General features: G+C 70.8%; 27 protein-coding genes. 17 read left to right on the top strand and 10 right to left on the bottom strand.

Annotated elements, in window-relative coordinates; genetic code table 11:
* From DI005_RS16800 to DI005_RS16780, 5 genes are read left to right on the top strand one after another with little or no spacing between them, the layout of a single operon-like run.
* Window positions 1–834 carry a LytTR family DNA-binding domain-containing protein gene (locus tag DI005_RS16800; RefSeq protein WP_112266037.1) on the top strand — a complete coding sequence of 278 codons (834 nt, stop codon included), beginning with the start codon at window positions 1–3 and terminating at the stop codon, window positions 832–834.
* A gap of 5 nt (window positions 835–839) precedes the next feature.
* Window positions 840–1,316, top strand: coding sequence for a hypothetical protein (locus tag DI005_RS16795; protein WP_112266039.1), 477 nt, complete (start codon window positions 840–842; stop codon window positions 1,314–1,316).
* A 39-nt stretch (window positions 1,317–1,355) separates the two neighbouring features.
* Window positions 1,356–3,116, top strand: coding sequence for a cation acetate symporter (locus DI005_RS16790; RefSeq protein WP_112266041.1), 1,761 nt, complete (start codon window positions 1,356–1,358; stop codon window positions 3,114–3,116).
* A gap of 48 nt (window positions 3,117–3,164) precedes the next feature.
* On the top strand, window positions 3,165–3,515 hold the full coding sequence (locus DI005_RS16785) for a rhodanese-like domain-containing protein (protein WP_369973592.1): 351 nt from the start codon (window positions 3,165–3,167) through the stop codon (window positions 3,513–3,515).
* 3 nt (window positions 3,516–3,518) lie between these two features.
* Entirely contained in the window at window positions 3,519–4,430 is a 912-nt protein-coding gene (locus DI005_RS16780; protein ID WP_199542862.1) for a DUF4328 domain-containing protein, read from the top strand.
* Window positions 4,431–4,538: 108 nt separating this feature from the next.
* Here DI005_RS16780 and DI005_RS16775 read toward each other — a convergent pair whose 3' ends face one another.
* Window positions 4,539–5,708 (bottom strand): cytochrome P450, encoded by a 1,170-nt coding sequence (locus tag DI005_RS16775; RefSeq protein WP_113642744.1) that lies wholly within the window; start codon window positions 5,706–5,708, stop codon window positions 4,539–4,541.
* Window positions 5,709–5,775: 67 nt separating this feature from the next.
* Between DI005_RS16775 and DI005_RS16770 the strand changes: the two genes are divergently transcribed.
* The 4 genes from DI005_RS16770 (at window position 5,776) to DI005_RS16755 (ending at window position 8,513) form a co-directional block, all read left to right on the top strand.
* Window positions 5,776–6,651, top strand: coding sequence for a DUF5926 family protein (locus tag DI005_RS16770; protein WP_113642743.1), 876 nt, complete (start codon window positions 5,776–5,778; stop codon window positions 6,649–6,651).
* A complete protein-coding gene (locus tag DI005_RS16765; RefSeq protein ID WP_113642742.1) occupies window positions 6,651–7,010 on the top strand; it encodes a DUF952 domain-containing protein in 360 nt (119 codons plus the stop codon). Before DI005_RS16770 ends, DI005_RS16765 begins: the two co-directional genes overlap by 1 nt.
* Before the next feature lie 154 nt (window positions 7,011–7,164).
* Complete coding sequence (locus DI005_RS16760; protein ID WP_112266051.1) at window positions 7,165–7,674, top strand: SigE family RNA polymerase sigma factor; 510 nt, start codon at window positions 7,165–7,167, stop codon at window positions 7,672–7,674.
* Window positions 7,671–8,513, top strand: coding sequence for a hypothetical protein (locus DI005_RS16755; RefSeq protein ID WP_113642741.1), 843 nt, complete (start codon window positions 7,671–7,673; stop codon window positions 8,511–8,513). Before DI005_RS16760 ends, DI005_RS16755 begins: the two co-directional genes overlap by 4 nt.
* 77 nt (window positions 8,514–8,590) lie before the next feature.
* On the opposite strand, the gene DI005_RS16750 is transcribed toward DI005_RS16755, so the two are convergent.
* The 5 genes from DI005_RS16750 to DI005_RS16730 form a co-directional block, all read right to left on the bottom strand.
* The gene (locus DI005_RS16750; RefSeq protein WP_112266055.1) at window positions 8,591–9,139 is read right to left on the bottom strand and encodes a ferritin; all 549 of its coding nucleotides are present in this window, start codon (window positions 9,137–9,139) and stop codon (window positions 8,591–8,593) included.
* Between the two features lie 150 nt (window positions 9,140–9,289).
* Window positions 9,290–10,528 (bottom strand): arginine deiminase, encoded by a 1,239-nt coding sequence (locus DI005_RS16745; protein WP_112266057.1) that lies wholly within the window; start codon window positions 10,526–10,528, stop codon window positions 9,290–9,292.
* Window positions 10,529–10,579: 51 nt separating this feature from the next.
* Window positions 10,580–10,771, bottom strand: a complete 192-nt coding sequence (locus DI005_RS16740) for a hypothetical protein (protein ID WP_112266059.1) — start codon at window positions 10,769–10,771, stop codon at window positions 10,580–10,582.
* A gap of 104 nt (window positions 10,772–10,875) precedes the next feature.
* Window positions 10,876–11,685: a CPBP family intramembrane glutamic endopeptidase gene (locus tag DI005_RS16735; protein WP_112266061.1), complete on the bottom strand. Its 810-nt coding sequence runs from the start codon at window positions 11,683–11,685 to the stop codon at window positions 10,876–10,878.
* Between the two features lie 35 nt (window positions 11,686–11,720).
* A complete protein-coding gene (locus DI005_RS16730) occupies window positions 11,721–12,503 on the bottom strand; it encodes a DUF2470 domain-containing protein (RefSeq protein ID WP_112266762.1) in 783 nt (260 codons plus the stop codon).
* Window positions 12,504–12,579: 76 nt separating this feature from the next.
* Between DI005_RS16730 and DI005_RS16725 the strand changes: the two genes are divergently transcribed.
* From DI005_RS16725 to DI005_RS16715, 3 genes are all read left to right on the top strand, one after another.
* Window positions 12,580–13,212, top strand: a complete 633-nt coding sequence (locus DI005_RS16725) for a LysE family translocator (RefSeq protein ID WP_228713584.1) — start codon at window positions 12,580–12,582, stop codon at window positions 13,210–13,212.
* A 78-nt stretch (window positions 13,213–13,290) separates the two neighbouring features.
* Complete coding sequence (locus DI005_RS16720) at window positions 13,291–14,145, top strand: hypothetical protein (protein ID WP_112266063.1); 855 nt, start codon at window positions 13,291–13,293, stop codon at window positions 14,143–14,145.
* The gene (locus tag DI005_RS16715) at window positions 14,142–14,774 is read left to right on the top strand and encodes an IclR family transcriptional regulator (protein ID WP_113642740.1); all 633 of its coding nucleotides are present in this window, start codon (window positions 14,142–14,144) and stop codon (window positions 14,772–14,774) included. Before DI005_RS16720 ends, DI005_RS16715 begins: the two co-directional genes overlap by 4 nt.
* 213 nt (window positions 14,775–14,987) lie before the next feature.
* On the opposite strand, the gene DI005_RS16710 is transcribed toward DI005_RS16715, so the two are convergent.
* Window positions 14,988–15,590 (bottom strand): TMEM165/GDT1 family protein, encoded by a 603-nt coding sequence (locus tag DI005_RS16710; protein WP_112266067.1) that lies wholly within the window; start codon window positions 15,588–15,590, stop codon window positions 14,988–14,990.
* A gap of 247 nt (window positions 15,591–15,837) precedes the next feature.
* Here DI005_RS16710 and DI005_RS16705 point away from each other — a divergent pair, with 247 nt between their 5' ends.
* The 4 genes from DI005_RS16705 to DI005_RS16690 all read left to right on the top strand — a co-directional run bounded on the left by DI005_RS16705 (window position 15,838) and on the right by DI005_RS16690 (window position 22,994).
* Window positions 15,838–17,340 (top strand): cytochrome ubiquinol oxidase subunit I, encoded by a 1,503-nt coding sequence (locus tag DI005_RS16705; RefSeq protein WP_113642739.1) that lies wholly within the window; start codon window positions 15,838–15,840, stop codon window positions 17,338–17,340.
* A gap of 190 nt (window positions 17,341–17,530) precedes the next feature.
* Window positions 17,531–18,541 (top strand): cytochrome d ubiquinol oxidase subunit II, encoded by a 1,011-nt coding sequence (cydB, locus tag DI005_RS16700; protein ID WP_112266071.1) that lies wholly within the window; start codon window positions 17,531–17,533, stop codon window positions 18,539–18,541.
* Window positions 18,538–21,837 (top strand): thiol reductant ABC exporter subunit CydD, encoded by a 3,300-nt coding sequence (cydD, locus tag DI005_RS16695; RefSeq protein WP_113642738.1) that lies wholly within the window; start codon window positions 18,538–18,540, stop codon window positions 21,835–21,837. Before cydB ends, cydD begins: the two co-directional genes overlap by 4 nt.
* Before the next feature lie 14 nt (window positions 21,838–21,851).
* On the top strand, window positions 21,852–22,994 hold the full coding sequence (locus DI005_RS16690) for a GAF domain-containing protein (protein ID WP_113642786.1): 1,143 nt from the start codon (window positions 21,852–21,854) through the stop codon (window positions 22,992–22,994).
* 68 nt (window positions 22,995–23,062) lie between these two features.
* On the opposite strand, the gene DI005_RS16685 is transcribed toward DI005_RS16690, so the two are convergent.
* Entirely contained in the window at window positions 23,063–23,707 is a 645-nt protein-coding gene (locus DI005_RS16685) for a response regulator transcription factor (protein WP_113642737.1), read from the bottom strand.
* Window positions 23,708–23,760: 53 nt separating this feature from the next.
* Here DI005_RS16685 and DI005_RS16680 point away from each other — a divergent pair, with 53 nt between their 5' ends.
* Window positions 23,761–24,516: a DUF427 domain-containing protein gene (locus DI005_RS16680; protein WP_112266079.1), complete on the top strand. Its 756-nt coding sequence runs from the start codon at window positions 23,761–23,763 to the stop codon at window positions 24,514–24,516.
* Between the two features lie 3 nt (window positions 24,517–24,519).
* On the opposite strand, the gene DI005_RS16675 is transcribed toward DI005_RS16680, so the two are convergent.
* Together DI005_RS16675 and DI005_RS16670 are read right to left on the bottom strand one after the other, a co-directional pair.
* Window positions 24,520–25,368 (bottom strand): thermonuclease family protein, encoded by an 849-nt coding sequence (locus DI005_RS16675; RefSeq protein ID WP_113642736.1) that lies wholly within the window; start codon window positions 25,366–25,368, stop codon window positions 24,520–24,522.
* Window positions 25,369–25,428: 60 nt separating this feature from the next.
* Window positions 25,429–25,779, bottom strand: coding sequence for a nucleotide pyrophosphohydrolase (locus DI005_RS16670; RefSeq protein ID WP_112266083.1), 351 nt, complete (start codon window positions 25,777–25,779; stop codon window positions 25,429–25,431).
* Between the last annotated feature and the right edge of the window lie 81 nt (window positions 25,780–25,860).

Below are 25,860 nucleotides of genomic sequence, written 5' to 3'. Positions count from 1 at the left end.
ATGCTTGTCACTGTGAGTACTCACGACGACACCCGCAAGCTCCTCGTCCTCGCGGTGGACGACGAGCTGCACGGGCTTGACCAGCTGCGGCACTGTCTTGAGTCGAACGCGCACGTCGGCCGCGTGATCCCCGCAGTTGACGCCTCCGAGGCCCTGCGCCTGCTCGGCTCCGAGGACGACGAGATCCGAGTGCGCAAGGAACGGGGCATGCCCCCGGTCGACGCCGTGTTCGCCGACATCAACATGCCCGGCCTGTCGGGAATGGAGATGTCGCGGGTCTTCGCGTCGCTCAACCCCGCGCCGATACTGGTGTTCGTCACCGGCCACGCCACCGAGGCCGTGGACGCGTTCGACCTCGGCGCCGTCGACTACGTGCTCAAGCCCGCCCGCCAGGAACGGATCGACAAGGCCGTCACCAGGGTCGTGGAGAAGCTGCAGAGCGCACCGGCGCGCGGCGAAGCCGGGCCCACGGGCGAGACCGTGAAGACCGACGACGAGGTGATCCCGGTCGAGCTCGCGGGCACGACCAAGCTGATCCCGCGCTCGTCGGTGCGCTGGGTCGAGGCGCAGGGTGACTACGCCAGGCTGTTCACCAACGAGGGCAGCCACCTCGTGCGCATCCCGCTGGCCCAGCTGGAGGAGCGCTGGGAGAAGGCGGGCTTCGTGCGCATCCACCGGTCGTTCCTGGTGGCGCTACCGCTGATCACCGAGCTGCGCATGGGCCAGGGCGGCTACCAGGTCGTGATCGGCAACGAGGAGAAGGTCCTTCCGGTCAGCAGGCGGCACACCCGTGAGCTCAAGGACAGGCTGGTCGGCTCGTCCCGCGCCGGATAGCCGACATGACCGACGACTTCTACCGCAGTGTCGGAGGCATCCGCGAGCCGGATCCGACGCTCGGAAAGAGCGTCCAGCCAGAGCCCGCGCCCGAACCGGTGCTGCCCGAGCCCGAGCCGCCGCCGAGGGTCAGGCGGCAGCGCGTCGTGCTCGCCGAACCCAGCCGCAGCGCGGGCTCGCTGCGCGCCCGGGTCGAGCTCGAACAGCAGACCAGCTGGGGTGAGCTGCTGATCAAGGACCTGATCAAGGTCCAGCTCCGGTCGGGTGTCGCACTCGCGCTGCTCGTGGTGGTGGTGCTCGGCGCCCTGCCCGCGGCGTTCTTCGTCTGGCCCGCGTTCACCGACCTGCGCTTCGTCGGCATCCCGCTGCCCTGGCTGCTGCTCGGCGTGGCGCCCTTCCCGCTCCTGTTCGGGGTCGGCCTGTGGTACAACCGGCTGGCCGAGCGGCACGAACGCGACTTCGTCGACATGATCGAGAACTGAGCCGGCGGCGCGGTACCGGACTTTTGCGAGGATCTGCCCGTGCAGGTGAACCCGTGGGCGCTGACCAGCGTCGGGCTGGTCATGGTGGTGACCTACTACCTCGGTCGCCGCACGTCCCGGTTCGCCCGCAGCACCCACGACTTCCTCGTCGCCCGCCGCACCGTGCGGTCGCGGCGCAACGCCGCCGCCATCTCCGGCGAGTACATCTCCGCCGCCTCCTTCCTCGGCGTCGCCGGACTGGTGCTCAAGGAGGGCGCCGACGCGCTGTGGTTCCCCATCGGCTTCACCGCGGGGTACCTCGCGCTCATGCTGTTCGTCGCCGCGCCGCTGCGCCGCTCGGGCGCCTACACCCTGCCCGACTTCATGGAGGCGAGGCTCGGGTCCGCGTCGCTGCGCACGCTCTCCACCTGGTTCGTCGTGTTCATCGGCATCCTCTACATGCTGCCGCAGCTCCAGGGCGCCGGGCTCGCACTGATGGCGATCATGCCCGCGCCCGCCTGGTTGGGTTCCGTGCTGGTGACCGTGGTGGTCGCGATCAACGTCATGGGCGGCGGGATGCGGGCGATTACGCTCGTGCAGGCGTTCCAGTACTGGCTGAAGCTCTTCGCCATCGCGATGCCGACGTTCGTGCTGTGCGTGGTGTTCTTCGGCAGCGGCGGCTCCGGCTCGGCCGGCTCGCTGGGCCAGCAGCCCCCACCCCGGTTCACCGACGACACCACGGTCTCCATCGAGACGGACGTGGTACTGCACGTCGACCAGCCGACGCTCGTGCGCGTCGACGACCAGGAGACGGTGTGGCTGCCTGGCACCGACTACCCCGTCGGCACCGGCACCGAACTGTTCTTCGCCGAGGACGCCAGGGTGCCGGTGGTCACCGACGGCGCGCTCACGAACGAGAGCTGGCTGCGGCCGACCGAGGACGCGACCGACCTGCTCTCCACGTACTCGCTGATGTTCGCCCTCTTCCTCGGCACGATGGGCCTGCCGCACGTGCTCGTGCGCTTCTACACCAACCCCGACGGCAAGGCGGCGCGGCGCACGACCGTGCAGGTGCTGCTGCTGCTCGGCCTGTTCTACCTGTTCCCGGTGATGATCGGTGCCCTGTCGCGCATGTACGTGCCCGAGCTGCTCGTCACCGGAAACACCGACGCCGCAGTGCTCAAGGTGCCGTCGGCGATGCTGCCGGGGGTGTTGGGCCAGATCCTCGTGGCGATCACGGCCGCGGGCGCGTTCGCGGCGTTTCTGGCGACCGCGTCCGGCCTGCTCGTGAGCGTGTCCGGAGTCATCGCGACGGACCTGCTCGCAGGCAAGGTCAGGGACTTCAGGGTGGCGACGATCGTCGTGGCCGCCGTGCCGGCCGGGCTGGCCGTGCTGCTGCCGATCGACGACCTCTCGCTCACCGTCGGCATGTCGTTCGCGCTCGCCGCGTCCACCTTCTGCCCGTTGCTGGTGCTCGGCATCTGGTGGCGGAAGCTGACCTGGCTCGGCGCGATGGCCGGCATGTGCGTGGGCGGCGGGCTAGTGCTCACCGCGGTGGTGCTCGGCGCCATCAGCGAGCGAACCGGCGGCTGGGCGCCGTGGTTCATCCATCAGCCTGCCCTGTTCACCGTGCCCGCGGCGTTCCTCTTCACGATCGTCGTGAGCCTCGGCACCGCGAGGCGTGTGCCCGACGACGTCAACGCGGTGATGCTCCGCCTGCACGCCCCCGACCCGCTCGGCTTCATGCGCGACCGCGCCGTCGCACGCTTCGGCAGGGCCGAGGAACGCGTGCGCACCGGCAGGGGACGCCACCGGAAATGAGGGTCTTCACCTGAGGGCAACGGCCTCACATGCGACGATGGGAGCGTGGTGAACCCCGGCGAAGTACCGACGGCTTCCGTGTCCGACCTGCCGTCGCAGGACCTCGTGCTGCTCGACGTTCGCGAGCCCGACGAGTGGGCCGCGGGGCACGCCCCTGAGGCCATACACATCCCGCTTGGCGACCTGCCTGCCAGGGCCGGTGAACTGGCCGAGCTCCCCGACGACAAGCCGCTCTACGTCGTGTGCCGCAGCGGAGGCCGCTCGGCGAGGGCGGCCATGTGGCTCAACGCCGCGGGCATCGCCGACGCGATCAACGTCGCGGGCGGCATGAAGTCGTGGCACACCGAGGGCCGCCCGCTGGTCGGCGACCGTGAGGGTGTGCCGCCCGAGGTGCTCTGAACCATGCAGCACTGGCAGCCGCGGGGCCGGATGCGCGTGCGGTGGGTCGCGAGCGTGCCCGCCGGCGCAGCCCCGCGCCGCCGTGCGCGGGCACCGGAGCCCTACACCGGGCCGCCGTTCTACCCGACACCCCCGCGCTGGGGCTTCCCGAATCTCGCGTGGCGCAGGCCCACGGCCGTGCCGGGCACGGCGTCGGGGGCCCCCGTGCCGTTGCGGCGGCTGCGCATGATCGCCCGCAACGCGGTGACGCTGCTGTGGACGCTCGCCGGGCTGGCCGTCGTCGCGGGCGGCGCCGAGATCTGGCGGTACGTGCTGCTGGTGCAGAGCCGCGACTCCGCGCTGAGCCCCGGCGTGGTCGGCGCGTCCGACGCGCTCGTGCTGTCGTTCTCGCTGCTGACCTTCGTGATGGCCCTGTTCGCCATCGCGGCCACCGTGTGGTGGCTGTTCGTGGCTCGCTCCGCCGCCGCCGACGAGGTGGGAGAGGAGCCGCCGCGCCCGGCCTGGCAGGTGCTGCTTGGCACGCTTGTGCCGGGTCCCAATCTCGTGCTCGCCGGTCCGATCCTCGCCGAGCTGGAGCACGCGACCCTTCGCCGCTCGCGCGAGCGGCGGCCCCGGCCGTCGCGGCTGGTGCTCGCCTGGTGGGGGACGTGGCTGCTCAACGCCGTGCTGCTGGTGCTGACCGTGGTCTGGCGGATGCGGGACGGTGTGCAGGCCGATGCCGATGGTGTGTTGCTTTCGGCGCTCACGGACCTCTCCGCGGCCGGGCTCGCGGTGCTGACGGCCCTCGTGGTGAACCGGTTCACGCGCCTGCTGGCGCCCATCGAGGGCCGGATCCTCCGCCCGCTGCGCGTGGTGAAGGTCAGCGGCGCGCCCGACCTGCCGCGCCGCACCCGCCCGGCCACAGCGAGCCGCTGACCCGCGAGTTCCCCGCTCTGACCCGCGAGTCCCCCGCTCTGGCCCGCGAGTTGCCCGCTCCGGACCGCGAGTCCCCCGCTCCGGACCGCGAGTTGTGCGTTCCCGAGGTCAGCCCGTGGTCACCGGAAGCGTGCGCAGGCCCCGGATGACGAACTCGGGCCGCCGCTCCGGCTGCCGGGCGAGGCGCAGCCCCGGCAGCTGCTCCCGCAGCGCCGCGAGCGCGGCCGCGATCTCGATCCGCGCGAGTGGCGCACCGAGGCAGTAGTGGATGCCCGCGCCGAAGCCGAGGTGCGGGTTGGGTGAGCGGCCGATGTCGAACGTGTCGGGCTCGGTGAACACCCCGGGATCCCGCGCGGCGGCGCCCAGCAGCGCCGCGATCTTCTGGCCCTTCGCCACCCGCTGCCCCGCGATCTCCACGTCGGCGGTGGCCGTGCGCTCGAAGAGCTGCAGCGGCGAGTCGAACCGGATCAGCTCCTCGGTGGCCGGCTCGACCAGCTCGGGGTCGGCTACCAGCCGCTCCCACTGCTCTCGGTGGGTCAGCAGCGCGGTGGTGCCGTTGCCGATCACGTTCACGGTCGCCTCGTGACCCGCCATGAGCAGCAGCACGCCCGTGGCCACCACCTCGTCGCCGGTCAGGTCGGCCGCGACCAGGTGGCTGAGCAGGTCGTCGCCGGGCCGCTCGGAGCGCTCGGCCGCGAGTCCCCTCAGGTACCCGGCGAACGACTCCGCGGCCTCCTCCGCCTCCCGGCGCCGCTGCTCCGGCAGGCCGTACTCGTACATCTTCACGATCTGGTTGCTCCAGCCCACCAGTTGCGGGCCCATGTCCTCGGGCACGCCCAGCAGCTCGGCGATCACGGCGACCGGCAGTGGCTGGGCGACGTGGTCGAGCAGGTCGGCCTCGCCGTTCGCGGTGAGCTCGTCGGCCAGCGTGCCCACCAGGCGTGCGGCGAGCGCCTCGACCGTGGGGCGCAGGCGCTGGACGTGACCGCGCGCGAACGCCGACGACACGCGCTTGCGCAGCCGGGTGTGCGCGGGTGGCTCGTTCTCCAGCAGCGAGTTCCGGTGCAGCAGGTTGAACGACGCGAACTGCTCCACCGGCGTCGCGTCGGTCCAGATCCGGCCGAGCGAGCGGTGCCGCAGTACCGCGCCCGCCGCGGCGTGGGAGACGGCGATGTACTGACCTAGTCCCTCGTGCCAGTGCACCTCACCCTTCTTGCGCAGCTCGGCGAAGACCGGGTAGGGATCGGCGAGAAAACCGGGGTCGCGAGGATCGAACACCCGCCGACCTTAGCGCCGGACGGAGTCGAGTAGCGTTTTCGCGAGACGTGACGCGGGAGGCGAGAACGTGGGCAAGGGTGCGCGGAAGAAGGGCCCCAAGAAGGACCGCAGGCCCAAGGTCAGGGACGTGTTCGTCGCGCGGCCGTTCGAGGGGCTCGCGGCGGAACCCGAGCTGATCGCGATGCGTGAGTTCGTGCCGTCGGCCACGGCGACGCTCCAGCTGGCGGGCGAGCCCGAGCGGAAGGTCACGCTCGGCACGGTCCTGCCGATGGCCGCAGCGGCGTTCGTGCGCTCCGACGGCGAGGTGTTCATCGGGATGCAGGTGCAGACCCGGTCCTCCGACATCAGCCGTGACCTCGGCCGTTCGCTGCGCTGGGCGCTCGATGCCAAGCCGGGCGACGTCCTCTCGGTGCCCGACACCACGAGCGAGCCCGCCGAGGGCGAGCGGCTGCAGGACCTCCTGGTCGCCGACGCCGAGCTCGAGGTGACCCTGCACAAGGACTTCTCGTGGTGGCTGCCCGAGGACAGCGACGCCACCGGCGACGTGGCGATGTCGCTGGAGCGGGCCAACGCCGCGATCATGCCGACCGAGCGGCTCAGCACGGGCGCCTACTGGGTGCTCGCCGGCGAGAAGGCGCACCTGCGCTGGGTGTGGCCCGCCGACGAGAACCGCCTGTTGCAAGCGCTTGCGCGGCTGTCTGCGGCGGGTGAGCTGTCGCTCGGCGAGGAGTCCCGCTACGCCGGTTCGTTCCGTGCCCACGGCCTGCTCGTGCCGGTGTGGGACCTCGATCCCGAGGCGCACGCGCGCGAGTGGATCGAGCCGGCGAAGGAACTCGGCACGCGCCTGCAGCGGGCGCTGGAGTCGCTGGACGACGAGCCGCTCAACGCCGCCGAGCGGCGGTCCCGTGACGGCCTGATCGGACGCCAGCTCACGCTTCGCTGATGATCCTCCACATCTGCCCCGAGGCGGAATGGGCGGTCGTGCCGGACGGTGGGTCGTACCACGCGGCGTCGCTCGACGACGTCGGGTTCGTGCACTGCTCCGATCCGGGCACCGTGCACTTCCCGGCGACGGCCCTCTACCGCGGCCGCACCGACCTGCTGTTGCTGCGCATCGACCCGGAGCGCCTCGACGTGCCGCTGCGCTGGGAGCCCGCCGTGCCGCCCTCGCCGGGTGCGCCCTGGTTCCCGCACGTCTACGGGCCGATCCGGAAGGACGCCGTGGTCTCCGTGCACCGTTTCCCGCCGCAGCAGGATGGTTCCTTCCGGCTGCCCGCCGAGCTGGCCGTGATCAACGCCTGAGCCTGCCAGGGCAACCTCGCGGGCCCCTGCGACGTGGACACGTCAGCCAGCTACGGGCGGCGCGGAGGGAGACGTTACGGTGACCGCAGTCTTGCCTGCCATCCTGAGGGGGGATGGCTGGGCGGCCACCGCGCGCCAGGAGAGGGGATCGGCCGTGCCGGGCGACCTCACGGACTTCGCTGAGTTCGTCGAGGCCAACCTGCCCGGGTTGCTCCGCTACGGCCACGCGCTGGCGGGCAACCCACACGACGCGGCCGACCTCGTGCAGACGGTGCTGGAGAAGATCGGCTCCCGCTGGTCGCACGTCCTGCACAAGACCGGAGACCCGCTCGCGTACGTGCGCCGATCGATGGCCAACGCGCACATCAGCCGGTGGCGGCGGCTGCGCAGGGAGAACCTCGTCGCGGACATCCCCGAGCCCAGCGCCTTCACGCCGGCCGACCCGTTCGAACACGAGCCGCTGTGGCAGGCGCTGCGGGACCTACCGCCGAGGCAACGCGCGGTCATCGTGCTGCGTTACTACGAAGGATTGTCCGAAGCCGAGATCGCCGCGTCCCTGGGCGTCAGCCCCGGCACGGTGAAGAGCCAGGCCAGCAAGGCCATCGCCTCGCTGCGCGGCAAGCTGCGCGGTGACGAGGAGACCGAAGGGAGGGAAGCGGTGTGAGCGACCGGAGTCCCGACGACGACGCGGTCGGCGCCGAGTTGCGCAGGCTGTTCGACGACGACCGGCTCGACGTGCGGCCTGTCGCGGGCGCGGGCGACGCGATCGTGGCCGGAGCGCGGAGGCGGCGCCGGCGCCGCGCGGCCGTGGCGTCCGGTGGCGGCACGCTGGCCGTGCTGGTGCTCGTCGGCGGCGGGCTCGCGCTGACCACCCTCCGCGGCGGCGACGACCAGCCGCAGCCGCCCGTCGCGGCCATGCCGCAGACCACCACCACGACCTCGGCTCTTGGCTCGCCCTCGGCGAGCTCAGCGTCCCCGGAAAGGTCCGAGCCGACGCTGGGTGAGTCACAGGCGCCGCCGAGTCCAGAGCAGCAGTCTCCGCAGTCCCCGCCGACGCGCTCGTCCACGAGCGCGGCGTCCACGAGCGCGAGCGTGTACATCGACCGCCCGATGCTGCGCCCGGACGGCTACCGCCAGCTCACACTGGGCATGAGCTATCAGGAAGCCGCCGCGTCCGGGCTGCTCGGACCGGCGGAGAGCACCACCCCGCCCGCGGAGAACGCGTGCGCGACCTATGCGGTAACCGACGGCACCAATGCGATCGACGACGTCACGATCTCGCGTGCCAACGGAATCGTGCGCTTCCGTGCCGCCGACGCGGCCACACCCCAGGGAATAGGCGCCGGATCGTCACTCGATCAGTTGCGGTCCGCTTATTCGGATCTCGCTGTAGAGTCAAACGGCTACTCAGCGTCGGCGAGCGCCGGTGCGCGTTATTCGTTCGTGGTAGCCACCGAGACGGTCACCGAGCTGCAATTGGTCGCTCGCGACAGCGACTGCTGATTCGGTGACGCACGAGAAACCCGGGCTGCTCCACAGGGGGAGAGCCCGGGTTCTCCGTGTCCGCGCGCGTGGGAGGGTCAGAGCTTGCCGCCGGCCACCGGGGGCATGCCGGAGTCGTCGCCGTCTCCGGTGCCCTCGCGGTCCAGGAACTTCTCGACCTCGAACAGGTCACCCTTGGCCCGGTCGTAGATGTTGAGGAGCGTCGTCATCTTGGAGATCTCCTCGACCTGCTCCTTGAGGAACCACTGGATGAACTGCTCGCTCGTGTAGTCGTCCTCGTCGCGAGCGGCCTTGGCCAGCGCCTTGATGTCGGCGGCGACCTCCTTCTCCTGCTCCAGCGCGAGCTCGATGAGCTCGCGGGCGTCGGCGAAGTCGTTGCGGACGTCGCCCGTGCCGGGGATGTCCACGTGGTGGTCGGTGTCCATCATGTACTGGACGAGCGCCATGGCGTGGTTGCGCTCCTCGATGGCCTGAGCATAGAAGTACTTGGCCAGCTGGGGGAGGTCGTCGTTGTCGAACCACACGGCGAGCGCGACGTACTGCTGGGACGCGTTGAACTCGTTGCGAACCTGCTGCTGCAGCAATTCGTAGAACTTCGAGCGCGGATGCTTCTTGATGGTGGGCATGTATTCAGAATAGGTGATGGCCCGCCCATTTTTCCAGCCGGGGCTGGTGATCTGGGCCCTATTTCTCTACAATTCATTAGCGAAGGTTTCACTTATTTCGATTAGCCTCACCTAAGAAATTCCCCATTCCTTAGGTGAGGCTTGCTTCGCTTATTGTCGATCGTGCATTGGTTGATTTGCCGGAATCGTGCTTCTCGCGATCGGGCAGGACATGCACCTCGGCCCGCCCCGGCCGGAGCCCAGCTCCGAGCTGGCCAGCCGCAGCACCTCGATGCCCGCGTCCTCCAGCCGCGCGTTGGTCTCGACGTTGCGTTCGTAACCCACCACCACGCCCGGCGCGAGCGCCAGCGTGTTGTTCCCGTCGTCCCACTGCTCGCGCTCGGCGGTGACCGGGTCGAGGCCGGTGTCGATCACGTGCAGCCGGTCGATGTCCATGGCCCGCGCCGCGGCGGTGAGGAACGGCTCGGGTCCGTCGACGCGCAAGACGCCGTTGTCGCCGGGCCGCAGGGTGTAGGCGAGCAGCGAGTCCCTCGCGAGCGGGTACATCACCACGGCGTCAGGGCCGATCATCGTGCACACGGTGTCGAGGTGCATCGTGGCGCGCGTCTGCGCGATGGGCACGGCGAGCACGGTGTGCGCGATGCCGTCGGCGAACGCGGAGCGCGCCAGCGACTCGGCGCCCGCCGCGGTGGTGCGCTCACCGACTCCCACGGCCAGCACCCCAGGCGACAGCAGCAGCACGTCGCCGCCCTCGACGGGCGCCGAGTGGGCGCCGTACGCGCGCACGGTGCCGTGGAAGCGCGGGTGGTAGGCGTAGATGATGTCGAGCAGGGCCGTCTCCCTGCGCCGCGCGGGCATCGCCAGTGAGGAGACCGCGACGCGATCGGCGATCCACACCGACGAGTCCCTGGTGAACAGGAGGTTCGGCAGGGGGTCCACCGCGAAGTCGTGTGGATGGTTCATCTTCCGCACGAGCGAGGCGCCCTCCGAGGCCGGCAGCTCCTCGAATGTCATGCCCGACATGAGCACCTCGGCCATCGTGGCCGCCCCGACGCCCGAGAGGTGCGAGCGCAGCGAGTCGGCCAGGTCGGTGCCCAGCCGCCGGTCGTCCACGGCCGCGTGCAGCCCGGCGGCGTAGGCCCTCGGATCCGCCAGCGCCTCCCGGAGCAGGTCGGAGAGCAGCAGCACTTCGACGCCGCGTTCCTTCAGCACGCTCGCGAACGCGTCGTGTTCCTGCTGCGCGCGGTCCACCCAGGGGATCGAGTCGAAGAGGAGCTGGTCGTTGTTTCGCGGGGTGAGCCTTTTGAGCTCGTTGCCGGGGCGATGCAGCAGCACGGAGCGCAGCGGCCCGACCTCGCTGTCCACGCCCGGGTTGATGGTGTCTTCCACGGACGTGAGCGTAATGACTCGGCCGGGCCGCTACCCCTCACGCGCGAGGGATCAGCGCCGTGCCGCGCCTGGCGCCGCCGGCTTCGGAACGTGCGGCCACGCCGGAGCCGAAGTGGCGGGCACCGTGGCGAACTCCCAGTTCTCGACCCCTCCGCCCATGATCTCCGCGTACCGCTCGGCGGCGTCGCGGTTGGCGAACCGGATCTGCTGGTCGTTGAGCCGGTGAGTGATCTTGCAAGCCATGTGCCCCTCCTGGCCTCGTCCTGCGTCGTCGGGCCCGGCTCCTCCGCATCCCCTGCGAACCAGGCCCTCTCATTAGAACATGTGTTCGAACACTCCCGCAACCATCACGGGAGCCACGAGACATGATCACGCAGGAACGCGTATCCGACGAACGCAAACACGTCCAAGAGGGTGTGAGCTACGACCAATGGCCACAGCCGGTTGGTCCGCTGCCAGATCCGGCCGAAGACGAGGCCCATGACGAGGTTGCCGACGAAGCCGCCGATGCCCTGGTAGAGGTGGTACGAACCGCGCAGCACGGCAGCCACGAGCAGCCCGGAGTTCTCCCGGAGGCCGAGTTGGCGCAGTCGGGTGAGCAGGTAGCCGACGACGAGGACCTCCTCGGCGAAGGCGTTGCCGAACGCCGCGAGGGTGAGCGTGATCGGCCGCCACCACGACTCGCCGAGCGTCGAGGGCTGCACCGCGAGGTTGAGCCCGAGCTGCCACAGGGCGAAGTACAGGGCCAGCCCGGGGATGCCGATCAGCGCGGTCAGGCCGACGGCCCACTTGGCGTCCCTGCCCTTGCGCCTGCCGTCCAGCCCGATCTCGGCGAGCTTGATACCGCCCCGCCACAGCAGGTACAGCCCGAGCGCGCCCCAGCCGACGAGCTGTACGACGCTGAGCAGCTGTTTGAGCAGGTCGAGCACGCCGATCGCCGCCTGTGAGACGTTGATGGCCACCTGCTGCTCGTTGAGTGGCTCGGGTCGCAGCAGGGAGTCCAGCAGCGACAGCAGGCTGCGCGCGCCGGAGAGGCCCAGCGTGATGGAGAAGACGAGCACCAGCTCGAGTACGAGCGCGCGCCGCTCCGCGGGTTCGGCGACCACGGCGGGCCTCGCGGGCGCGGCCGGGTTCAGCCAGTCACGGCCTATCGACACCGGGGCACGCTACCCCAGCCGGTGAGAAGCGCAGGTCAAGCCTGAGGCAGGAAAGGGCAGCCCACGAGCCTGCGCAGTTCCATCGCGAGCTGCGGTTGGCTGTGGATCGCCTTGGAGAACGCGAGCCGGACGTCGTGGTCGCCGTAGCAGGACTCCACGCGCAGCCGCAGGCCGTAACGGTCGAGCCCGAGCGGGCGGATGCGGCCGTCGCGCAGCTCCTCGGGCAGATGCCTCGCGAGTTGCCCGACGACGTCGGCGTGCGCGGTCTCAAGGTGCCGCAGCCACTGCTCCTCGTACTGGCAGAACGGGTCGGCCTTGGCGGAGCTGAAGCTCGGCGCGCTCAGCGAGTGGGTGCCCTCGGAGTCGGCGAGCACGATGGAGGCCGGGTTGAGCCGGAGGACGGCGACGCCGTGGCCGACGTCGAGCAGACGCGGGTCCGGGCGCGTGCTGGCGATGGAGACCGCGCGGGCCCTCGCGGCGCGCTCGTCGAGCGGTCGCAGCCAGCCGGTGATCCAGAGCAGGCCCCTGATCGGCTCGCGCAGGTCGACCGGTGCCTGGTCGGCGAGCTCGATCATCATCGCGAGTTCGCCGCTGTCGGCCGCGCGGGCCGAGGTGACGATCGGGTGGTCGTCGGGCAGCAGGATGCTCACGCTTCCGCTGGCGTGCACGTGCTGCAGGACGGGGACCACGCGCTCGTCGTCGCCGGCCCTGCGGTCGAGGGCGGGCATGAGGATCGCCGGCCCGTTGCGCAGCGCGATGGTCTTGGCTCGCTCGGCAGGCTGCGGGGTCTGCGGCCGGCGGGACTGTGTCTCGGTCACCACTCACCTCCAACTTAGGTGAGGCTAACCTGTTTTCCTGGTCGGGGGAAGCCGTTCTTCCGAGTAGGATCCTCACGTGCCCTGGTCACAGCTGCTTCCCTTCGCCGGTGTGGTGTTGCTCGGGGCCATGTCGCCGGGACCCGATTTCGCCGTCGTGCTGCGGCACTCGGCCGTCGGCGGGCGCGTCTCCGGCATGGGCGCCGCGCTCGGCGTCGCCACGGGAATCCTGGTGTGGTCGGTGGTCGCCGCCGTCGGTGTAGCCGGTCTGCTCGCCGCCTCGGCCGTGGCGTTCACGGTCGTCAAGCTGGCCGGCGCGGCCTACCTGCTCTACCTCGGCGGCAAGGCGCTGTGGGCGGCCCGCCGCGGTAGCGCCGGGCAGCCGGAGCAGCCCGCCGCGCCCCCGGATCCCCGGCGGGCCTTCCGCGACGGCCTGCTGTGCAACGTGCTCAACCCCAAGTGCGCGGTGTTCTTCGTCGCGCTCGTCCCGCAGTTCCTGCCCGCCGATCCGACGGTCGCGGACACGGTGCTGACGGCGGCGATCCCGGTGGTGCTCACGGCGCTGTGGTTCGGCGTCGTGGCCAACGTGGTCGGCGCGATGCGCAGGCTCCTGGCGATCCCGCGCGTGCGCAGGGCCCTCGACGCGGTCACCGGCACGCTGCTGGTCGCGGTCGGCGTGCGGCTCGCGGCACAGGCGCGCACGGTACCTTGACCGCGTTGAGGCGTCCGGTGGACGGCCACTGTCGTCCTTATTTCGGACGCTACTAGCGTGTGTCTCGTGTCAAGCGCTGTGGAACTCACGCCCCCCGGCCCTCGTGGAATCCCTCCGCTCTTCGCGAGGCTGGTCGACGACTCGGCACTGTTCCCTCCCGGCGACGCCACGATGCCGGAGGCACTGAAGGGCCACTTCGAGACGCGGGCCGGTGAGCACGCCGGTGTGCTCGGGGTGTTCCTGTGCCAGGCGTCCCGGTTGCCGGAGCTGATCACCGAGCTGATCAAGATCAGGCCGAAGGAGCCGCTGCCCCTCTCGCTGATCATCGACACCGGCCTCGGTGGGGTGCCCAAGGCGATCTCGATCGTCGAGTCCCGCAACGAGCTGCTCGCGCTGAGGATGGTGGAGATGCCGGCCCCGTCGGACGTCGACGAGGTGTGGCTCGAACGGGTGTCGGAGTTCGTGCCGGAGGACGTGGTCCGCGTGGTGGAGCCGCGCAGGGGCGTCGGCTGGCTCGACGGCGTCCGCAAGGTGATCGAGCACGGCAGCTGGCCGAAGATCAGGTGCGGGGGTCTGTCCAGAGAGAACTTCCCCAGCGTCGACGAGGTCGCGGACTTCCTCTCCGTGGTGAGCAGCTTCTCCGGAGCGGCGTTCAAGGCCACCAACAGCCTGCATCGCGCCGTTCGCCACGTGGACGCCGACAGCGGCTTCGAACACCACGGGTTCCTCAACCTGCTCGTGGCGTCGGCGAGGTGCCTTTCCGGCGGCAACGTGCGCGACGCGCTCGCGTCGACCGACGGCGAGGCGCTGGCGAGCGAGGCCGCCGAGCTGTCGGACGAGGCGGCGAAGGCCGTAAGGGCTGTGTTCGCGTCGTACGCCTCGGCCACCTTCGACGAGCCGATCGCGGACCTGAAGGGCCTGGGCCTGCTGTGAGCAGGGAGAGCTCGCTGACACTGGATCGCGGGCTCGCCCTGTTGCAAGCCGTGGCCGACGCCGGGGGCGAGGCCGCCACCATCTCGGAGCTCGCCGCCACCATCGGCACGAGCAGGCCCGCCGTGTACCGGCTGCTCGTGCCGCTCGCGGAACGCGGGCTGGTGTGGCGGGACGGCAGCAAGGTCCGGCTCGGCGCCGGCGTGCTGCGGCTGGCCGGGCAGATGCTGCCCCAGCTGAGGGAGGCCGCGCAGCCGGTGCTGCGGGAGCTCGCCGAAGCGGGCGGCACGACAGCGCACCTTTCCGTGGCGGAGGGGGATCAGCTGCAGGTGATCGCCGTGGCGGAGCCGTCGTGGACGGCGCTGCACGTGGCGTACCGGATCGGTAGCAGGCATCCCGTCTCGCGTGGCGCCGCGGGCAAGGCGCTGGCACTGCGGGCAAGGGGGAGGGGCTGGGCGGTGGCCTCGGGGGAGCCGCAGCCTGGCACGTACGGGCTGGCCGCACCGGTGCGCGGGGTGCTGGGCCTGCGGGCGAGCATCGGCGTGGTGTCGCTGGAGCCGCTCGAACACGCGACGGTCGGGCCGAGGGTCGTGGAGGCGGCCGCCGCTCTCGCGACGGTGCTCAAGGGCTAGTGCCCCCGCCGGAAGTTCGCCACATAATTCGGCGGCCCAGCTTCCCGCTGGCTGCGTTGCCGGTCCGCCCAAGTACGGCCCAGTACGAACCCCGCGCCTTGCCAGCGGGAACCTGGATCCACCGGCTCAAGCAACAGACTTCCGGCGGAGGGCACTAGGTCGCGGCTGATGATCCTCTGCCGGGCGACCGGCAGCCGGGCTGTCGGATACGACCTAGCCCAGTAGCGCCGAGCCGAGCGCGAACACCGAGAACGCGGCGAACACGAACCCCGCGCAGCGCTGGATCAGGCGGGGCCGCAGCCTGCTGCGGATCTTGCCGCCGAGGAACACGGCGAGCGCGGCGACCGCGACCAGGCCGAGGAACGCGCCGAGGCCGACCGCTACCGGCTCGCTGTAGCGGGCGGCGAGGCCGGCGGTGGCGAGCTGGGAGGCGTCGCCCCACTCTGCCGCGAAGATCACCGCGAACGACGTGAGCGCGGCGCGGTGGAACGGCACCGGGGCTTTGCCGAGCCGGGCCGCGTCCTGCCCGGAGTCCTCGCCCTGGCGGTAGCCCTCGCGCAGCAGCATCGCGGCGCCGACACCGAAAAGGACGCCGACGAGGAGTGAGACGACCTGGTCGGGAAGCAGGGTGAGCACGCTGCCGAATGCGACCGCGATGACGGCCTGCACGGCGAACGCGACCGATACGCCCGTGAGCACCGCACGCGCCCGGTAACGCGTGGTCAGCACCAGCGTCGCCACCGTGGTCTTGTCTGGCAGTTCCACGGCCACGACCAGCGCGAACGTCGCGATGAAGGCCAGCAGTGCGGAGGACATCGGAAATTCTCACCCCTTTTCTTCTTCCACGATAAAGGGTAGGTAGTTAAATGCCTAGCTGATGGGGATTGCGAATCGCCTTTTTCGGTAGCGGACGAACAATTTCCAGGCGTGTCTCATCATTTTCTTCGGTGGACCGAAAAGCAATTCGCGGCGCGCCCTCGTCTCCGGGTGGGACCAACGTCCCATGCAGGTCAGGACCACGGGACCTGACAAGGAGGGGGTCAGCGGGAGGAGAGTCGGATACGTGGAGGTCCTGGATCTGGCGCGGTGGCAGTTCGGCATCACGACCGTCTACCACTTTCTTATGGTGCCGCTCACAATCGGTCTGTCGATTCTGGTCGCCGGCATGCAGACGGCGTGGGTTCGCACCGGTAACGAGCGCTATCTGAAGATGACGAAGTTCTGGGGCAAGTTGTTGCTCGTCAACTTCGCGATGGGCGTGGTCACCGGCATCGTCCAGGAGTTCCAGTTCGGCATGAACTGGAGCGCGTACTCACGCTTCGTCGGCGACGTGTTCGGGGCGCCGCTGGCGATGGAGGGCCTGGTCGCGTTCTTCGTCGAGTCGACGTTCCTCGGATTGTGGATCTTCGGCTGGGACCGGTTGCCGAAGCGGGTGCACCTGGCGTGCGTGTGGGCGTTCTCGCTGGCCACGGTGGCCTCGGCGTACTTCATCCTGGCCGCCAACTCGTGGATGCAGCACCCGGTGGGCGCCGAGTTCGTGGACGGCAGGCCCACGATGACCTCGATCTGGGCGGTGCTGACCAACAACACCGCGCTGGCCGCGATCCCGCACACGATCGCGGGCGCGTTCTCGGTGGTGGCCGCCTTCCTGGTGGGCATCGCGGCGTGGCGGCTGTGGCGCAAGCGGCGCGAGCAGGACGAGGACCGCCAGGTGTGGCGCTCGTCGCTGCGACTCGGCGCGTGGACCGGCGTGGTGGCCTTCGCAGCGCTGGCGGTCACCGGCGATGTGCAGGGCAAGCTGATGTTCGAGCAGCAGCCGATGAAGATGGCCTCGGCCGAGGCGTTGTGCCACACCGAGCGGCCAGCGAGTTTCTCGATCCTCGCGGTGGGGGACGTGCGGGACGCCAACTGCGAGAACGTGAAGACGTTCTCGGTGCCCGCGCTGCTGTCGTTCCTCGCGCACAACGACTTCGACACGGAGGTCAAGGGCATCGAGGACCTGGTGGGCGAGTATCAGGAGCGGTACGGCACGCACTACCCGGACGACCCGGCGCTCGGTGAGCTGGCCGGCCAGCCGATCGACTACGTGCCGAACCTGCCCGTGACGTACTGGGGCTTCCGGATCATGATCGGCTTCGGCGCCTTGTCGGCCGCCGTCGGAGTGTTCGCGCTGTGGCTGACGCGCAAGGGGCAGATCCCGGACACGAAGTGGTTCCCCCGCGTGGCCCTGCTGAGCATCGCGACGCCGTTCATCGCCAACAGCGCGGGGTGGATCTTCACGGAGATGGGGCGGCAGCCGTTCGTGGTGGTGCCCAACCCGACGGGCGTGGACGGCGTGTGGATGTTCACCGCGCAGGCCGTGTCGAACGTGTCGACGGGCGAGGTGTGGACGTCGCTGATCTCGCTGACGGCGCTGTACGCGGTGCTCGCGGTGGTGGAGGTGTTCCTGATCGCCAAGTACGTCCGCGGCGGGGTCGAAGGAGTGATGCCGCCGAAGAAACCGGAGCCCGATGAGGGCGAGGGAGCCGACAAAACCGACGACGACGCGCTCGCGTTCGCCTACTGAGGAGGAGGGAAACGATGTTCGGGTTCCGTAGGCAACCCCCCACCCTCCCTGGGGGGCGACCCCGCTGCCAGCCTACCCAGTTCGAAGGTATCCACGGGGTCTTGCCAGCAATTTGTGGACAACTCGGGCTGTTGTGCACAACTTGGGGAAATCTGGTTTCACCTGAAACATCGGTCGGAGGGCCGCGCTGATGGACCTCGAGACGGTCTGGTTCTGCATCGTCGCCCTCTTCTTCGCCGGGTACCTCTTCCTCGAGGGGTTCGACTTCGGCGTCGGGATGCTGCTTCCGATCCTGGGCCGCGACAACACCGAGCGGCGCGTCATGATCAACACGATCGGCCCGGTGTGGGACGGCAACGAGGTCTGGATCATCGTGGCGGCCGGCGCGATGTTCGCCGCGTTCCCCGCCTGGTACGCGGGCCTGTTCTCGGCGGTCTACCTGCCGCTGTTGCTCGTCCTGCTCGCGTTGATCGGGCGAGGGGTCGCGTTCGAATACCGCGGCAAGGTCGACTCCGTTCGCTGGCGGCGCAACTGGGATCGCGTGATCATGATCGGCTCGTGGATCCCGCCGTTCGGCGTCGGACTGCTGCTCAGCACCTCGGTGCTCGGCCTGCCGCTGGACGCGGACGGCGACCGCGTCGGCACGGCGTTCGAGTCGGTCCGCTGGGACACCGTGCTCGGCGGGCTCGCCGTCGTCGGCTTCTCGCTCGTACACGGCGCCGCGTTCCTCGCGCTCAAGACCGACGGCGACATACGCCAGCGCGCTCGGCGCCTCGCCGTCCGTATCCTGCCCTTCGCGCTGCTGCCCGTGGTCGCCCTGATGCTGCTCGTGCAGTGGCGGGAAGGGTCGGCGTGGACCCTCGTCCCGCTCGCCGTCTCCGCCGCCGCCGCGTTCGTCGCGTGGTGGCGCCTCTCCCTCGGCAGGGAGGGGCAGGGCTTCGCGGCGCTCGGCGTGGTCATCGTGTCGGCCGCGGTCGTGTTGTTCGGCGCGCTGTACCCCGACGTGCTTCCGTCCACACTGGACGCCGCGAACTCGCTGACGGTCGACAACGCATCCTCCAGCCCCTACACGCTCACGATCATGAGCTGGGTCGCGTTGTTCGGCGCGCCGGCCGTGCTCGTCTACCAGGGCTGGACCTACTGGGTGTTCCGCAGGCGCATCGGCACCCAGCACATCCCGAAGGTGCACGTGCCCCGATGAACTTTCCCGTCCGCACACCCCTTTCCGCCTATGTGTCCAGAGTGGACGCACTGCGGACGGGAAGAGGTCCGCTCGGCGCGCTGCCGGCCCTCTCGGCCTCGGCGCGCCGGGCGCTGGCCTTAGCGGGGGTGCTCGCACTGCTCAACGCCACCGCACTCGTCGCGCAGGCGTTCCTGCTCGCCTCAGTGCTCGCGGCCGTCGTCGCCGGAAGGACCGGCGGCCACGCCGGCGCGCTCGCCGCACTGCTCGGCGTGGTACTCGCCCGCGCGCTCGTCGGCTGGGGCATCCGCGTGGTCGCCGCCCGCGCCGCCGCGGGCGCCAAGGAGGAACTGCGCTCCAAGGTCGTCGACCACGCGCTGCGCCTCGGTCCCGAATGGATCGCCCGCCGGGGGCCAGGCCAGCTCACGGCGCTCACCACCAAGGGCCTCGACGCGCTCGACGCCTACTTCACCGAGTACCTGCCCGCGCTCGTCACCGCGGCCGTGATCCCGGTCGGCGTCGGCGCCGCCGTGCTCGTCGCCGACTGGCCCTCGGCCGTCCTCATCGCACTGACCCTGCCGCTGCTGCCGATGTTCGCCATCCTGATCGGCAAGTACACCGCCGACCAGGTCTCCTCGGCCACCGACGCACTGCAGCGTCTCTCCGGTCACCTGCTCGAACTCGTGCGCGCGCTGCCCGTGCTCGCCGCCTTCCGTCGCGCCGAGGCACAGGCCGAGGCCGTGCGCCGGGTCAGCGACCGGCACCGCAGGACCACGCTGTCCACCCTGCGGGTCGCGTTCTCGTCGGCCTTCGCGCTCGAACTCGCCGCGACGCTGTCGGTGGCGCTCGTCGCCGTGGTCATCGGCGTCCGGCTGGTCTCCGGCGATCTGTCGCTCGCCATCGGCCTCGGCGTGCTTATTCTGGCGCCCGAGTGCTACCAGCCGCTGCGCACTGCAGGCGCCGCCTTCCACGCCAGCGAGGACGGTGTCGAAGCCGTCCGCAGGGTCGCGGACGTCCTCGCCGAACCCGCCGCACCCGAGGGAACGGAGCCGCCGCGCCGCGGGGAGGTCCGCGTCAGCGGCCTGCGCGTCCGCAGAAGGGACGGCTACGCGCCAGACGGCGAGTCGTTCACCGTCCGGCCCGGCTCCACCCTCTGGCTCCGCTCGCCCAGCGGCGCGGGCAAGACCACCACGCTTTCCGTGCTCCTCGGCTTCACCAGGCCCGACGCGGGAACGGTCACGGTCGACGGGACACCACTCGAAAATGTCGACATGTCGGCATGGCGTGACTCGGTCGCGTGGGTGCCACAGTCACCCGCGTTCGCAGGCGGCACCGTGCGCGACGAACTCGCTCTCGCCGCACCCGGCGCGGACGATCTCGACCGCGACGACGTGCTCGCCCGGCTCGGGTTGAGTGGTCTGGTGGCTGAGCCAGTGAGTCACCTGTCCACCGGGCAGCGGCAACGCGTCGCCATGGCCCGTGCGCTACTGCGGGTGCGGGCCGGTGCGTGGCTGCTTCTGCTCGACGAGCCGACGGCCCACCTCGACGCGGTGAACGCCGAGCGCGTGCTCGCCACGGTCCGGGAGGCCCAGCGCGAGGGTGCCGCCGTGGTGATCGCCGCCCATGATCGCTCCGCCCTCGACGCGGGGGAGGAGCTCACCGACGTTCGCCAGGGCGGTCGTGGGGTGCCGAAGAACGACCGCCCTGGCGGGCATGCTCGGCTGCGGAACGTGGTCAGTCGCCGGTTCCTGGCCGGTGCCGCGCTCGGGGCCGCCGCGCTGATCGCCGGTGTCGCGCTCACGGCCACCTCTGGCTGGCTGATCGCCAAGGCGTCGCAGCAGCCGCCGATCCTCACATTGACCGTCGCGGTGGTCGGCGTGCGCACGTTCGGCCTCGCCCGCGCGGGGCTCCGCTACGCCGAACGGCTCGTGACCCACGACGCCGCGTTCCGGGTCGCCGCGCGGCTGCGGGTCCGGCTGTGGCGGGCACTTGTGCGCCTCGGCCCCGCACACACGCTGGGGCTGCGCGAAGGCGAAGGCCAGCGCCGCCTCGTCGCCGACGTCGACACGGTGCGCGACCTGCTGCCCCGCGTGATCACGCCGCCGATCGTCGCGGCCGCGGTGGTGCTCGCCGCGTGTGCCGTGCAGGCCGCGGTGCTGCCCGAGGCCGGGGTGGCGCTCGCTGTGGCGGCGCTCGTCGCCGCCGTGCTCGCTCCGGCGCTCGCGCTCGCGGTGGAACGGCGGGCGACCTCGACGCTGTCCTCGGGCCGTCGCACCGTCGCCACCCAGGTGCTCGGCTTGTTCGACGCGGCGGCCGAGCTGGTCGCGTTCGGCGCCCACCGGGCTCGGCGGACCGAACTCGCCGCGGCCGACGCGACGTTGGCGCGGGTGTCACGTAGGCAGGCGCTGGGTGCCGGTGCCGCCGACGCCGTGATCACGCTCGCCACCGGCAGCGCGGCTGTGGTCAGCACGTGGTTCGCCGCCCGCGCCGTCGCGGCCGGAACACTCGACCCCGTGGTGACGCCGCTGCTCGCGCTCGTGCCGCTCGCACTGGCCGAGGTGCTCGCACTCCTGCCGCCCGCCGCGCAACACTGGGACTCGCTGCGGCAGGCCGAGGCCCGGCTCGCGCGGCTCTGGGACCGCGAGGTTCCCGAGCCAGGCGACCGCGTGGTGCACGGCGGGGCCGCCATCACCCTGCGCGGCGTGGACGTGCGCTGGCCGGACAGCCCGGAACCCGTGCTGAGGGACGTGGATCTCGACATCCCGGCCGGCAGCCACGTCGCCGTGATCGGTCCGTCGGGCGCCGGGAAGTCGACCCTGCTGGCGACGCTGCTGGGTTTCCTCCCACCCGAGCGCGGGCACGCGAGCCTGCCCGCCCGCGTCGCGTGGGCGCCACAGGAGCCGCAGCTGGTGTCCACCACCGTCGCCGAGAACCTGCGGCTCGCCGACCCGCACGCCACCGACGAGCAGCTCACCACCGCACTGCTCGCCGCGGGGCTGCCGGGACTGCCGCTGTCGACCGTGCTGAGCAGTGCGGGCGCCGGGCTCTCGGGCGGGCAGGCACAGCGGCTTGCGCTCGCCAGGGCCCTGCTCGCCGCCGAGGACGCCGACCTGGTGCTGCTCGACGAGCCGACCGCGCACCTCGACGAGGCCACCACCGACGTCGTGCTGGCCAACCTGGACACCGCGCTCACGGGCAAGACCGTCGTGCACGTCACGCACCGGCCGGAGGAGGTGGCCGGCGCCGACCTGGTGCTCGAGGTCCGGGAAGGCCAGATCACAGTGCGGGAGGCGGCCATGGCTCACGGAGGCGCATAACCTTGATGCTGCTGATGGAACCAACCCTTGCCGCCCGAGCCCTGTCCGCGGCCACCGAGATCACGACGACGGCGCTGTCCGGCGACGACCCCGGCGCCGTGCTCGGCTCCGTCGTGCGCCACGCCGCCGAACTCGCCGACGCCGACCTCGGCGTCGTCATGGTGCGCGCCGATGACGGCAGGGTCACCGTCGAATCCGCCCACGGCGCCGACACCGCGGGCCTGCTCGGGCTCGTGCTGCCCGCGGAGTCAGCGGCGGGCCGGGTCGCGGCCGGCGGGCAACCGATCGTCGCAGAGGACGTCACCAGCGATCCGCGCACGTCCCGTTTCGTGCCGGAGGAACTCCGGTCGTACGGACCGTTCGCCGCGGCCCCGTTCGGCAAGGGCGGCCGCCTGCTCGGCGTGCTGACCGTCTACCGGCGCCGCGACGCCGAGCCCTTCTCCGCGAGCACGGTGGAGATGCTGACCGCGTTCGCCAGCCAGGCCGGGATCGTGCTCGCGCTCGCCGAGGGCGCCAACGCCCGCCACCGCGTGACGCTCTACCAGGAGCGCGAGCGCATCGCCCGCGAGTTGCACGACGTGATCGTGCAGCGCCTCTACGCGGCGGGCATGCAGCTCGACCGGGTCCGCAGGCGCATGCGCAGGCGGTTCGCCGGGGCCGACGGCACCAGGCTGGGCGAGGCCATCGACCAGCTCGACCAGACAATCGAGGAGATCAGGGGCACGGTGCGGGCGCTGCGCTCGCCGGAGCCCGAACCGCACGAGCCCCAGTCCGCCGCGACCGACCTCGCCGAGTCCGCACGCTCCGAGGTGCGCATCGCCGGTGAGCTGCTCGGCTACCCGCCGACCCTGGAACTGTCCGGCGAGCTCGCCGACATCCCGGCCGAGCGGGCCGACCACATTCGCGCCGCGCTGCGCGAAGCACTGTCCAATGTGGTCCGCCACTCCGGGGCGAGCGAGACGAGGGTGACTCTCCAACGAGACAAGGAAGGTGTGCGACTGCGGGTGCGCGACAACGGCTGCGGCGTACCTCGCGACGTCGCCCAGCGCGGACTGCGGCATCTCTCCGAGCGAGCCGAGGCGGCGGGCGGCAGGTTCTTCATCAACTCCTCGCCGAGCCTCGGCACGCTCGTGGCCTTCGACCTCCCGCTGGGTTAGGCCGTGTCCTGACAATCCCGTTGCCGCCTGCCCGGGGCCAGCGCGGCAGAGGATCGTCAGGACACGGCCTAGTCGCCCCTGCCCGCGTCGTGCCGGGCGACCCAGGCCGCCGCCTGGGTGCGGCGCTGCATGCCGAGCTTGGCGAGCAGGGACGTGACGTAGTTCTTCACGGTCTTCTCCGCAAGGAAGAGGCGCTCGGCGATCTCGCGGTTCGACATGCCCTGTCCGATCAGCTCCAGCACGCTGCGCTCGCGCTCGCTCAGCTCGGCGAGCCGATCGGGCTCGGGGTGGCGCATTTTGTCGAGGAGACGCGCTGTGGTCACCGGGTCGAGCAACGAGCGCCCGGCCGCGACCTCGCGCACGGCGTTGACCACGTCTTGCCCGCGCACCTGCTTGAGCAGGTAACCCGCGGCGCCCGCCATGATCGCGCCGATCATGGCCTCCTCGTCGTCGAACGCCGTCAGCACCAGGCAGTGCGGCGGGTTGGGCCGGGCGCGTAGCTCACGGCACAACTCCACGCCGTCGGTCTCGGTCTCGCCGAGCCGGACGTCCACAACGGCCACATCGGGCTCAACGTGCATGGCGACGGCGAGCGCCTCGTCGGCCGTGCTCGCCTCGGCGACGACCTCGATGTCGGGCTCGTCGGTCAGCAGGTCCCGCAGCCCGCGCCGGACCACCTCGTGATCGTCGACGAGCAACACCTCAATGGCCATACCCCGAGGTTACGCGCGGAAATAAGCGCGCTTTGGTTCACGTTCGACAACGTATGAGCACCGAGAGCCGTGGCCGGGTTCGGACCGAGCGGGGCGCCAAGCGGGTTCGCGCCGTTTTTGCCGGGAAGGTCGTCGCCGACACCACGCGACCGTTGCTGGTGTGGGAGGTGCCGTACTACCCCACGTACTACTTTCCGCGCGAGGACGTGCGCGCCGAGTTGATCGTCCCAACCGGACAGACGCGTCGGTCGCCGAGTCGCGGAGAGGGGCGGGTCTCCACGCTCAGGGTGGGCGAGCGGGAAGCCATCGACGCCGTCACCGACTACCCCGAGTCCCCGTTGGACGAGCTGCGCGACCACGTGCGCCTGGACTGGGACGCCATGGACGCCTGGTTCGAGGAGGACGAGGAGGTCTACGTCCACCCTCGCGATCCTCACACGCGTATCGACATCCTGCCCAGCTCCCGGCACGTCCGCATCGAGGTCAACGGCGTGACCGTGGCCGACTCCCGCTCGCCGAAGCTGCTGTTCGAGACCGGTCTGCCCACGCGGTACTACCTGCCGAAGGTCGACGTGCGCCTCGACCTGCTGGAGCCCAGTGACCGCGTGACGCGCTGCCCGTACAAGGGCGACACGCAGTACTTCTCGGTGCGTGCCGGTGACGAGCTGGTGCCCGATCTGGCCTGGACCTACCGCACGCCGCTGCCGGAGAGCGAGCGCATCGCGGGCCTGATCGCCTTCACCGACGAGCTGGTGGACGTCTACGTGGACGGGAAGCTGCAGGAGCGCCCCAAGACCAAGTTCGCCTGACCGCTATTCACGGTCCCGGTCGCACGCCACGCCGTCGCCGTCGCGGTCCAGTTCCTCGCGGTAACCGGGCTCCCAGCGGTGCAGCGGAGCCGCGTCGGCCTCCCACACGTCCCGGCAGTTGGCGTAGTACGGCTCCGGCTCCCGTGACGGCTCAGGCTTGGGCTCCGGTTCGGGTTCGCGCGACGGCGACGGCGGGGGCGGAGCCGGTTCGGCCACCACCGGCGGCGGGGCGGGCGACGGCTCGGTCGTCGTGGTCGTCGGCCGGGCCTCGGATGTGGGCGGGCTTTCCAGGTCGCCCTCGCACGGCGGGGCCCACACTCCCGAATTCCGCGTGCGGGCCGACGCTTCCGCGTCGCGCAGGATCCCCGCGTACGAGCTGTTGACGTCGGCGCCGGCGTGGATCGCGTAGCCGGCTTCCAGCGCGGCGACCGCGTAGTCGGTCCCGTCGGCGAGGATGAGCCTGCCGAGGGTGTTGCCGCCTCCGGTCCCCACCGATTCCACGATCGCCTCCTCGCCCTCGAGGAGATCGGTGGCCCACGCGAGGGTCTCCCTGCCGAGGCAGCCGTCGGCGCGGGCGGTGTCGATGCCCCGCACGCGCAGGGTGATCGCGGCTCCCGTCTCGGGCACGAGGCGCACCAGGTCGCCCTCGATCACGTCGGTGACGCGATAGGTCGGGGTGGGCGCGGGCGGCAGGTCGGTCGGCGCCGCGTACCGGTCGGAGGTGTCGTCCACGCTCGACCGCCCGACTAGCGTGCTGATGCCGAACAGCAGGGCGCACACGACGAGCGTGAGCCCGATCCACAGGAACGAGCGCTTTCCACGGGCAGCGTGCGCGGGCGGCTTGTGCGCCATGGACTCGCTTCCTCGGTGATCGGCCGGTTCGCCTGGTTCTCGCGGCGCGGACCGATTTCGTTACGGCGAATCCGGCGCATTGCGCTGATCGGCCGTTGGCAAGCGGGGAAAGCGCAGCTCGTTACGGTCGATCTTCGCGTTCGCCGCGTCGAGCAGGTCGACTCCGAGCACGTCGGCGAGGCGCGTCAGGTAGAGCAGCACGTCGGCCAGTTCGTCGAGAACGTCCGCTTTGAGCTGAGGATCGTCGAGCGCCTTCACCGACTCCTCCGGCGTGAGCCACTGGAAGAGCGCGGTCAGCTCACCGACCTCGCCCGACAACGCCATCACGAGGTTCTTGGGCGTGTGGAAGGGTTCCCAGTCGCGGGCGGCGGCGAACTCCCGCAGCCGGTGGTTGAGGTCGTCGAGCGTCACGGCACCCTGCCTATCACACTCTTGGATTACTTTCTGTACCCAAACCAGCACTCTTGGTTTACTCGGTCTGGATTGAGAGGG

Source organism: Prauserella sp. PE36, from assembly GCF_003311655.1.
In the GTDB taxonomy this organism is placed as follows: Bacteria; Actinomycetota; Actinomycetes; order Mycobacteriales; family Pseudonocardiaceae; genus Prauserella_A; species Prauserella_A endophytica.
Note: the sequence above shows the minus strand (reverse complement) of the source record. Positions and strands in the feature narration are given on the sequence as shown.